Below are 10,886 nucleotides of genomic sequence, written 5' to 3'. Positions count from 1 at the left end.
GCATAGCGCCTTTAAACGGACTACTTACTGGCTTTAAACACCGGGTTTTTATCCTGAAAACAAATATTCACAAAGAGGATAAGAGACGCTGTGCTTTTAGAGGAGTGAAAATACGGCTTAAACTTGTTTGTCTGCTCATTTGCTCCTCATTTTCTTCTCTTTGTGCAATTTGAATCTTTAATTTAATAAAAGGTGCGAAAAATTAGCAGCTAGCTTTAAATTAACTATTGGCGTAACAGGCAATAAAAAAGCGCGATATAAATATCACGCTTTAAATCTCTTTATTGTGGGAATACTTGGCTTATTCGCCTTCACTTTCCATAAAGCGTTGCAGTTGATCTTTAAGGTTTGGTGGAATACCTTTAATCACTAACGTATCTGTTGCTTCGTTGTAGGTTACACGCTCACCTAAATGCTTGCGCTCAAAGCTTACACTTACACCGCCGCCTAAGCCTGAAAATTTAACCATACTGGTCACGGTTTTTTTATCGACTGGGAATGTTTCTTCTAAATCGTAACTTTGGTCCTTGCAAAAGCTGTCAAACGGACTGTCATCGCCTTTTGAAATAGCCGCTGATAGTTCGGTTACGCTTGCTTCTTCACCTGTCGTTACACAATCGTTACAGTAATCAAAAACCTGCTTACGTAAATCGTCTTTTTCTGATTTATCAAACTGCTGCTCAGATAGGTAATCTTCTACTGCATTTAGCATAACTTGGCTTTGTTGTTTAGGATCAACACCTTCTTCACAGCCTAAAAAGTCTAAGAAAAAGTCAGCAACTTTTCGCCCTGCTCTGCCTTTAATAAACGAAATATAACGATTATCCTCAGGTTGTGTATCCCAAGCCGTTAAATCTATACGTGCTGCTAATTGCATACGAGAAATATCAAGATGACGCGATGCTGCTAAATCAAGCTCAGAGGTCATTGAGTAATGCTCTTTGATATTAATCATAGCAATTAACATGTAGTCCGTAGCCACGTACTGATAATGACAAAATACCAAATAGCCTGTTTCGTTAAATGCGTATTTATCTAGCTCTTCTTTTAACACGGTAGATGCTTGCTCAGTTAAATGCCAAAAGCCCAGCTCGTTATTGCGGTAACTTTGCATAGATGACGCAACAATACTGTTTTTCTCGCCACTAAAGGCACAGTAACCTTTACCTGGCTTGCCCGTGAATGCATGGTGTAATTGTTCGATAAAAACAGCGACTTTATCATTAATGATCATTTCGTCGTTGCGAAGGTGAATTTGCGTATCGTCATCTTTTTTGTCTACATAATGAACGACTAATTTTTTAACGTCTGTTGTCATCTTTGTTTTTCACGCCTCAAGTGTTAAAATACGGGAATATAACTATTTTATTGAACCAACTGATGCCAATCTTATCAAAATACTCTAATGAAGAAGTAGAACAAATCGTCGACCAGCTTATTGATGTGCTAACTCAACACAAAGCACCGGTTGATTTAAGTCTTATGTGTTTAGGAAATTCTATCACGCATATCCTAAAAGAGCATGTACCAACAGGGAAAAGACAAGCTGTAACTGAGAACTTTGCAAAAGCACTTTCACAGTCGGTTAAATAAACGCATGAATTTATCGCAGCACAATCAGTTTTCATCAAAAGCAAGTCAGTTGCTAAGTTGGGGGCATTGGTTTACCTTTGCCAACATAGGTTTAGCGCTACTAATTAGCTTAAGCTATTTATTTGCTGACTCGCCACCAACAAGCTTCATGGGCATTACATACATGCTAGTGACATGGCTTAGCCATACTAGCTTTATTGCCTTTTTGGCGTTTGTGCTGACGGTATTTCCTTTAAGTTTAGTGTTTCCTTACCCACGCCATATTCGTGGCATGGCCGCTGTTATTGCAACCTGTGGCGCGTCTTTATTAACGTTAGACGCCTATGTATATGTTAACTTGGGTTATCATTTAAACCCTTCAGCCCTGCCTGAAATTATTTCCTTACTTTGGAACCGCTTAACCACTTCTCCAGCGCTTACTACGTTTCTTGCGGGCGGTATTGTACTATTGATTTTAGGTTTTCAATTAGTGGTAAGCAATTATACTTGGCACCATTTGGCACGCTTAAAACAGTTTAAATTTGCACGCTATGCAATTTCGTTTTTAGTGATCTGTTTTGCTTTTAGCCACAGCATTCATATTTGGGCAGACGCTAACTTAAAATTTGATATTACCAAGCAAGACAATGTGTTGCCGCTTTCGTACCCAACCACTGCTAAAAGCTTATTAGCTAAAAACGATTTACTAGATATAGAAACTTATAATCAAGCTCATAGCGTAAAAATTAATAACCAAAATATTAATTATCAGCCACCGGCTCCACTGGTAAAGTGTGATGACTTTACTCAGGCTAATGTAGATATATTTGTATTTGAAACTGATGCACAATTAGTTGAGTTTGCAAATAACCACAAAGAGCTTCATAAAACAGAACTGTTTTTACAGCCTACTAACCATGACGATACGCTGTTTGGTTTAGTATATGGTTTACCTTCATTTTACAAAGCCGCTATTTTACAAGAACAAATACTGCCCGCATGGCAAAGCCAGCGCCGTAGTATTGAAGTTATGGGTATTGATAGCCTTAGCTTTATTAATGATCAAGCTCATACCAATAATGCCATTAGAGTTATTAATGGTGCTGTCGAGCAAGCGCCACGTAACAATTCGCATGTTTTTGCCTTTAGTTTAGCAAGCGATAACGCTGAAGTAGTCACTACATCAACCTTATATACTTCTGATAAAAACATTGCTGAAGTAAATGGGCTTATCCAACCTAGCGATTTAATTACAACAAGCGTTGGCAAATACTTAAATTGTAGCGCCATTGCTAAGCAAACAATGCTCGGTGTAAATTTATACAAGAAAAAAGATGACATGGGTGTTAACTACAGCCAAGGTGTTGTAATTGCATATAAAAAAGATCGAATCACTTTAATAGACTCAGATGGTAACTTTAAAAATATTTCTGCCGCTGAGGGGTTTTCTATTGAACAACGCTTAGATATCCCATTTTTAGTACAAAGTATTAAAAAGCTAAAAACCTTCTCTGAATAGTCATGATGTTAACCTAGCTTGCGATAATGCCAAGCTAGGTTATAGTTTTATAACACGTTAATTACTTAGCAAAAAAATACGTTCATGGATGGCTATTATGACTAAACCTACTTACCTTTTTATTGTGCTTGGTACTCTTTTATTGAGTACACATAGCAACGCAACTACCTACTACAAATGCGTGACCGAAAAAGGCACAACCTTTTCTCAGTTCCCTTGCGATAACCAAGCGACAGCTTATAAAGTGACTACCGCTAATGTCACAGAGTCAGGTCCTGATATTGATTATTCAAAACAATTAAATGCACTTGAACGAGAACAGCTTTTAAAAGGCTTAGAGGCAGAGCTACGCAGTAATAACCATAAGCTTGCTATTCTCGACAGAAACAAACAACGTAATGAATACAAGCAAAAAGAACGCCTAAATCATATTCTGGCTGACGACGATAAAAAGCAAATTGCAAAAGACATTACCAAAAAACTGAAGCTAATAAATAAAGAATATAAAAAAGAAGTATCTACAATCACCAAACGCATTAAAAAACTTGAGAAAAAAATCGAACGTTACAAAAAAAGTAATTAGCAAACATATTACTTAACTTACAATTTGCACTTTTAGTTTATCGATTAATTTAGCCCTAATTAATTTAGCTTGGTTTTAAACTTAAAATAACATACCCTTAACAAAATAGAGTATAAACTCTAGTGTCAATTAAGGAGTGCTAATGCAGCCACGTAGTATTGCTGAATTAATTTTAACTGGCTTTAAAAAGCACTATCAGCTTTTTCAAAAAATAACCGCGCAAGCGCCCCTTGCCTTTGCCAAACAAGACTGGCAAGCAATTAATGATATTAGCCGTTTACGTATTAGTTATTACGATGAGCGTGTTAACGAAACAATACATACCTTAAAGCAAGACCATCCTTCGCACGAACTTGACGAAACCCTTTGGCTTGAAGTTAAAAAGCTATACCAAGAATTCTTATGCTTTCACCCTCAGGCTGAACTTGCTGAAACATTTTATAATTCGGTGTTTTGCAGGCTTTACCATAGACGCTATTTTCATAACGATTTTATATTTGTACAAGCAACCCTAAAAGATGCGCCATCGGTTCCCGTTGAGTCAGAATACCGAAGTTACTTTCCGGTTGTTGATGGTCTTAAACCCACAATTAAACGCATTATTAACCACTTTGACTTTAAAGCACCTTTTGTTGATTTAGAACGCGATATTCGTCTGCTAGTAAAAGCATTTTATAAGCAAGCCCCCGACACTCATCATCAACCCTGGAAAATGCGCTTTGATATTTTACATACCGCGTTTTATCGCAATAAAGCAGCTTACATAGTGGGACGGGTTGTATCTGAAAGTGGTGTTCAGCCGTTTATAATTGCTGTTCTTCATCACGAAGATAAAGGCTTATATTTAGATGCCCTACTCACTAAGTCATCACAGATGCGTGTTATTTTTGGTTTTGCCCGCGCTTACTTTATGGTTGAAACCCATGCACCTTCTGCGCTGGTACGCTTTTTAAATGAACTTATGCCCAATAAAACTATGGCAGAACTCTATAACGCCATAGGCTTTCATAAGCAGGGAAAAACCGAGTTTTATCGAGAATTTTTAAATCATTTAGCACATTCGAATGACGAATTTACCATTGCACCAGGTACTCCAGGTATGGTGATGATGGTGTTTACTCTGCCTTCTTTTGGTTATGTATTTAAAGTCATTAAAGACAAATTTGGTGAGAGTAAACCATTTGGCCGCGATACAGTTTTGAAAAGGTATCAACTCGTAAAAAGCCATGACCGAGTTGGCAGAATGGCCGATACAATAGAATATTCAAACGTCGTATTTCCTTTGGCGCGCTTTGATAGTAATTTACTTGAGCAACTGCACAAAACAATTGGCTCGTCGATGGTCATTGAAGGTGACTGGCTGATCATAAAACATTTGTATATTGAGCGCCGTATGACGCCACTGAACTTATTTTTAGAAAATGCTGACGACGAAAGCGCTGCAGATGCAATAGAGGAATACGGCCAAGCCTTAAAAGAAATGATAGCGGTTAATATTTTTCCTGGTGATATGCTATTGAAAAACTTTGGCGTAAGTAAACATAAGCGCATTATTTTTTATGATTACGACGAAGTACAATATTTAACAGACATGAATTTTAGAGCTTTACCTAAAGCGAAAAGTTACGATGATTACTTAATGGATGAACAAACTTACTCTGTTGCCCCGCAAGACGTTTTTCCGGAGCAACTTTGCACATTTGTAACACCCAATCCAACATACAAACAGTTTTTAATAAGCACACACCCTGAACTGATTGATGTTAACTTTTGGAAGCAGGCCCAACAAAATATAAAAAATGGCCTAATAAATCATATTTACCCGTACCCGACAGCACAGCGTTTTATCCATCACTGGTAAACGCAAGGACACACACATGAATATAAGCAAAATAGATTTAAATTTACTTGTATACCTCGATACGCTACTTCGAGAGTGCAACGTTACACGCGCAGCAAATCAACTTAGCATTACTCAACCTGCCATGAGTAACGGCCTAAAGCGCCTTCGAAACCTTTTTAATGACCCTATTTTAGTTCGTACTAGCGATGGTATGGTACCAACAGAACGTGCCATAGAGTTACAGCCAGTTATTCGTGGCATACTTATGACACTTGAAGAAACACTCGCACCAAATAGAGAGTTTGAAGCCAGCCAAAGTAAACGTGTATTTAGGATAATGGCCAGTGACTATGCAGCAAGCACACTTGCACCAAAACTACTGAGCAAACTGCACGAAGAAGCCCCAGATACAACGTTAGATATACTTACGCCAAGTGACGTGACCTTTCATGATGTTGAAAATGGTAAAGTAGATATGGCAATCAACCGCTTTGAAAATTTGCCACAATCGTTTCACCACAAACGTATATGGAAAGACAGCTTTTGCTGCCTTGTAAAAGCAGACAACCCAATTATTGAAAACTTCAGCCTTGATAGCTATCTTAAAGCGCGCCATATATGGGTGAGTAAAACGGGGTTTGGTGTGGGCGTTGGTATGGACCCTAAAGATGTGCAAAAGCTAGGTTGGGTTGATGAAGCACTTGCTCACTTTGGGAAACACCGAAATATTGCCACATTTACACGTAATTACCATGTAGCCATTCACTTAGCAAAAGAGCAAAATTTAGTGGCCACTTTGCCATCAAAAGCCGCTAATATTTATTTAGACGATGCCGGCCTTAAAATTTTAGAGCCGCCATTTCCTATTCCTCCTTTTGAGTTAGACATGATCTGGAGCCCACTGCTACACAGGGATGCAAGCCATATTTGGCTTCGTCAAAAAGTAGCTGAAGTGGCTGATGAGCTAAAATAAACTTATTACACGGTTATTTGTAAGATTTGCTAGGCGTAATATTGTTTTTTCGCCTAGCTATTTTTAATAATAAAAATATACCTATAAATATCAGCGACTTAAGTTACCTTTTTAAAATGGAATGGCCCTTGCTTTAGTTATGATAAGTTTCATTCATAACATTAAAGAGGTCATTATGAACACCCTTCAAGGAACTGACGCTAATCATATTTCAGACATCATTCAAGTAATGAACAGCGGTATCGATTTTTACCAAAAAGCACAAGAAAATATTAAAGACCCTGCTATTGGAGCATTATTCCAGCGCATGATTGACGCACGCAGAGTCAGCGTTGAACGCCTGCAACCCTATGCTATTAACGAGCAAGGTGAGCGAGAAGAAGGCTCTTCGTTTGCTGTAGAAGCGCGCAGAGCATACACCGCACTTCTTACTACATTTGGCTCAAACAACGACAGCACGTATGTAAGCGAGCTGGAAGAAGTTGAAGACAAAACACTTGCTGAAATTAAAGAAGCGATGGATAAGCCACAACCCGCAGATTGTGAAGCCGCGCTTGCAGCAACACTTCTTACAATGCAAAGCTGTCATGCTGAAATGAGCCGTATGCAAAAAAGCTAAATAACCTGAATGTATTTTAGCTATTCAGTAAATTATTCCCCATACAAACCCAGCGATAGGCTGGGTTTTTTATTGCTTTAAAATCATTTAACCTGTTTGAGTAACATGTCAGAACATAGTTTATACAAATATTTAATGTTATTAGAATATTTATTTAACTGTATTATTTTTCAGCTGTGCTAGTTTTGTTAATAGGATCCTAAAAACCTCGCTGTGGCGCCGCAGCTTTAATTAAAATAGTAAGGTCCAATATGAAAAATAAAACAGCTAAACTGCAAAATAATGCCGACGTAGACATGACCCCAATGCTTGATATTGTGTTCATACTGCTCATATTTTTTATTGTTACTACCTCATTTGTTAAACCCGTCGCTATTGAATTAAATCGCCCATTAGACAAACCAAGTATTGAAAAACAAAGTAAAAATGCGGTTTTCAGTATTGATGCAAATAACGGCGTTTACTTTTCAGGGAGGTTAATTGACTTGGAGCAAGTGTCGAACAACTTAGCCATGTTTGCAGCTAAATATAAAATAAGCTCTGTGCTTATAAAAGCAGATGAAAACAGCAAGCACAACACACTGATGACTGTGATGAACAGCATTAAAGAGTACGACAACTACGCTATTAGCTTGGTTTCTGACTAAAACCTGTTAGCTAATTAGCCTTAAATATAAACCCAAAAAAAGGGCCTTGAGGCCCTTTGAGTTAAATAACGAAAGGGAGAGTTATTTATTAAAAACGGTACTCTGCACCTACATAGTAGTACGCGCCGTTAAAGCCAAAAGGTGCTGAACGACGAGAGTATTCAAACACACCGTTACTACTTACAACGGTATTGCCGTTAGCATCTACAATTGTGCCTGTACGAGAGTTGCCAATTTCATTTTTGTCTGGGTATACATCAAACAAATTATTAGCGCCCACATTCACAGATAGGTTTTCGTTAATGAAGTAATTAACTTTTACGTCTGTTAATATTTCGGCACCGTAAGTTTGACGACCACCGTCTTCAACTGTGTATTCACCAAAGCGATTAAGCGACAGATTAACGGTCCAATCTTCGTTTTGGTAAAGCGCACTTAGGTTAATACGATCTTCTGGTTGCCACTCTTCAATAATCGAAATTTCTTGATCTGAAAACACACTTTCTACCGGCACAGTTTCAAGACCTGAGCCAGAAGGTGTGAATAACGAAACAACTTCAGTTTCTGTAAAGTTTGCAGCAAGGGTAAAATCAAGTGTGCCGCCAAACCCTTCAGTGTTATATGTTGCAACAAAATCTATACCGCTGGTTTCAGTGTCTGCGCCGTTCAAGAAAAACTGACCAGCACCTGCACCAGAGCTAACAAGCGCTGCATCTAAACTAGTAGACAGCCCTTTACCTAAACGGTTACTAATAACAATTCGGTCATCAATATCGATTGAGTAGTAATCTACTGTTACGTTAATGCTGTCTGTAACGTTATATACAATACCTAAGCTACGGTTTTGAGACTTTTCTTCTTTAAGTTTTGGAATACCTAAACTTTGCGCCAGTGTTGAATCGTTTCTAAACGTGCCCACTTCTTCGGCTACTAATGTGCCATTTGGACCTACAACAAACTGTGTACTAATGTTGTTAAAGTAAAGTTGTTGCATAGATGGCGCTCTAAAACCTGAGCTTAATGCGCCACGTAATGAAATATCGTCTGTAATTGCCCAGTTACCTGCTAACTTAAAGTTAACCGTATCACCAAAGCCTTTGTAGTTATCGTAACGAAGTGCGCCAGATAAAATAACGTCTTCAATAACATATGCTTCAGCGTCTAAGTAAAACGAAATTACATCGCGTGACTCATCTACTGAAGATGCAGGTGACGAACCACCAAAGCCTTGCGTGCCACCAGAAGCATTTTCGCTGCCAACACCGCCGCTTAAACCGCTGTAAATACTTACGCCATTATTTGTATCGTAGTCACGATATGCGTACTCATTACCGGCTAAAATGCGATACTCATCAGTACGCATCTCTGCACCCATCGCAAGTGAGTAGTCATCAAAGTTTTTAGTAAAATCTAAATTAATTGTTTGTAGCGATAGTTCCATACCGTATGCGTATGCTTCGCGCGGGATAGTAGTACGAATATCAGTAGCGCTTAAACCTTGTTCGTAACGCAAAAAGTTAGCGTATGATGCATTAATTGTATCGCTTGTTGTGTAGTCGATACTGTTTTCACCGTAGGTGTACGATAAATCAAGGCTTGAATCGTTATCAAACTCTGTTTTGTAACCAAAGTTGTAAGAAATATCATCAATGGTAGTGTTTATTTTCGGTAAAAAACCAAGTGGGATTGTTGCGTCACCATCTTGCAATACTGGGTTACCACCCGCATTAGCATTATGACGGAAAAATGCGGCTGATTCGTTATCACGTGTTGAATACGTAATAAAACCATATAATTCGCCATCGCCTAACTCGTAGCCAGTATTTACCGTTAAGCCAAACTGTTGTGAATCAGCGTCACCGATTCTAAATGTGTTACGATCAGCTGTTAATTCACGCGGATCGCCGGCTAACAAAGTACCATCGCTAAGTTCTTCACAGCCGTAAAACTGACATGAACCATGCAAACCTGCACGATTAGTTGGCGCACGGTCACGGTAGTTAATCGTTGTGTTTAAGTAACCATTGTCACCCAGTGCAAACCCTTTGTTGAAGTCAACGTTAACTGTTTCGCCGTCACCTTCAGAGTATTCACCATAGTTAATGGCTGCTTTGCCACCTTCACTACCATCTTTTAATACAATGTTGATAACACCAGCAATTGCATCAGACCCATATTGAGCAGCCGCACCGTCGCGAAGTACTTCAATACGCTTAATAGCAGATGCCGGTATAGCATTCATATCGGTACCGGCAGTACCACGACCAACCGATGTATTAATATGGATAATACTAGCTTGATGACGACGTTTACCGTTGATCAACACCAATGTTTGATCGGGACCTAAACCACGTAATGTTGCAGGTCTTAATGCATCGGTACCGTCGCTAATAGATGAACTTGAAAAGTTAAATGAAGGCGCAATAGCTTGTAGCATACGACCCACTTCAGTTTGTCCTGTATTTTCAAGTGCTTCAGCACTTAAAATATCGACCGGAACGGGTAAATCTTCAACCGAACGCCCTGCTACTCGGCTACCGACAATTGCAATTTTTTCGATTTTGTCTTGAGCAACGTCTTCTGCTGCATTTACACCTTGAGAATTTACCGCCAGTAATGCCGGTAATACTGCTGCACTGACTGCTGAAAGCTTCATCATGTTGTTATCATTCCTGTTGATTTGTTTGAGTTTTATACTCAGTAATCCATTTTGATCAACAACCGCATCGAGCTCAGTCCCCACCAATAATGCCTCCAGCGCATCTAGTTGGGTATAGAATCCATAGACAGAATTTGCTTCATACTCTTTAGCTAACTCGTATGAAAACACCACGGTTTGCTTGGTTTGTTTAGCAAATTCAATTAAGGCTTTGTCTGCTCGCTGCGCTTTTATATCAAATTGCACCATTTGCCCGGTAGTTTGACTTGCGGCTTGCACGCTTAGGCTAAACATAGCTGGTGCAAACACACATAAACCACTCAATAAATGCAATTGGTTACTGCGCACTGTATATAAACAGCTGGCAAACAAAAATCCTCTATGGTTTTGTTTCTTTTTTTTAATCTTTTTTTTACGTGCAGGATTTAAAGATGCAACTTTATCTAACATATGTCTGATTTGCATAGCTGC

The 10,886-nt window shown here is 38.8% G+C and carries 9 protein-coding genes; 7 read left to right on the top strand and 2 right to left on the bottom strand.

Annotated elements, in window-relative coordinates:
• Nucleotides 1-301: 301 nt before the first annotated feature.
• Complete coding sequence (yejK, locus tag AC27JL_RS17050) at nt 302-1,318, bottom strand: nucleoid-associated protein YejK (protein ID WP_006794655.1); 1,017 nt, start codon at nt 1,316-1,318, stop codon at nt 302-304.
• A gap of 62 nt (nt 1,319-1,380) precedes the next feature.
• On the opposite strand from yejK, the gene AC27JL_RS17045 reads away from it, so the two are divergent.
• From AC27JL_RS17045 to AC27JL_RS17015, 7 genes are all read left to right on the top strand, one after another.
• On the top strand, nt 1,381-1,593 hold the full coding sequence (locus tag AC27JL_RS17045) for a YejL family protein (protein ID WP_006794656.1): 213 nt from the start codon (nt 1,381-1,383) through the stop codon (nt 1,591-1,593).
• 4 nt (nt 1,594-1,597) lie between these two features.
• Entirely contained in the window at nt 1,598-3,091 is a 1,494-nt protein-coding gene (locus tag AC27JL_RS17040; RefSeq protein WP_487196143.1) for a DUF3413 domain-containing protein, read from the top strand.
• A 97-nt stretch (nt 3,092-3,188) separates the two neighbouring features.
• A complete protein-coding gene (locus tag AC27JL_RS17035) occupies nt 3,189-3,674 on the top strand; it encodes a DUF4124 domain-containing protein (RefSeq protein ID WP_487196142.1) in 486 nt (161 codons plus the stop codon).
• A 142-nt stretch (nt 3,675-3,816) separates the two neighbouring features.
• A complete protein-coding gene (aceK, locus tag AC27JL_RS17030) occupies nt 3,817-5,535 on the top strand; it encodes a bifunctional isocitrate dehydrogenase kinase/phosphatase (RefSeq protein WP_286889228.1) in 1,719 nt (572 codons plus the stop codon).
• Between the two features lie 16 nt (nt 5,536-5,551).
• Complete coding sequence (locus AC27JL_RS17025; protein WP_006794660.1) at nt 5,552-6,490, top strand: LysR family transcriptional regulator; 939 nt, start codon at nt 5,552-5,554, stop codon at nt 6,488-6,490.
• Between the two features lie 175 nt (nt 6,491-6,665).
• Entirely contained in the window at nt 6,666-7,109 is a 444-nt protein-coding gene (locus AC27JL_RS17020) for a ferritin-like domain-containing protein (RefSeq protein WP_008126367.1), read from the top strand.
• A 251-nt stretch (nt 7,110-7,360) separates the two neighbouring features.
• Nucleotides 7,361-7,756, top strand: coding sequence for an ExbD/TolR family protein (locus AC27JL_RS17015; RefSeq protein ID WP_006794662.1), 396 nt, complete (start codon nt 7,361-7,363; stop codon nt 7,754-7,756).
• 88 nt (nt 7,757-7,844) lie between these two features.
• Here AC27JL_RS17015 and AC27JL_RS17010 read toward each other — a convergent pair whose 3' ends face one another.
• Nucleotides 7,845-10,880 (bottom strand): TonB-dependent receptor plug domain-containing protein, encoded by a 3,036-nt coding sequence (locus AC27JL_RS17010; RefSeq protein ID WP_487196141.1) that lies wholly within the window; start codon nt 10,878-10,880, stop codon nt 7,845-7,847.
• Nucleotides 10,881-10,886 lie beyond the last annotated feature (6 nt).

The organism is Pseudoalteromonas sp. 4NS20-0020, from assembly GCF_057554385.1.
The sequence above is the reverse complement of the archived record's forward strand: the minus strand, read 5'-3'. Positions and strand labels throughout refer to the sequence as shown.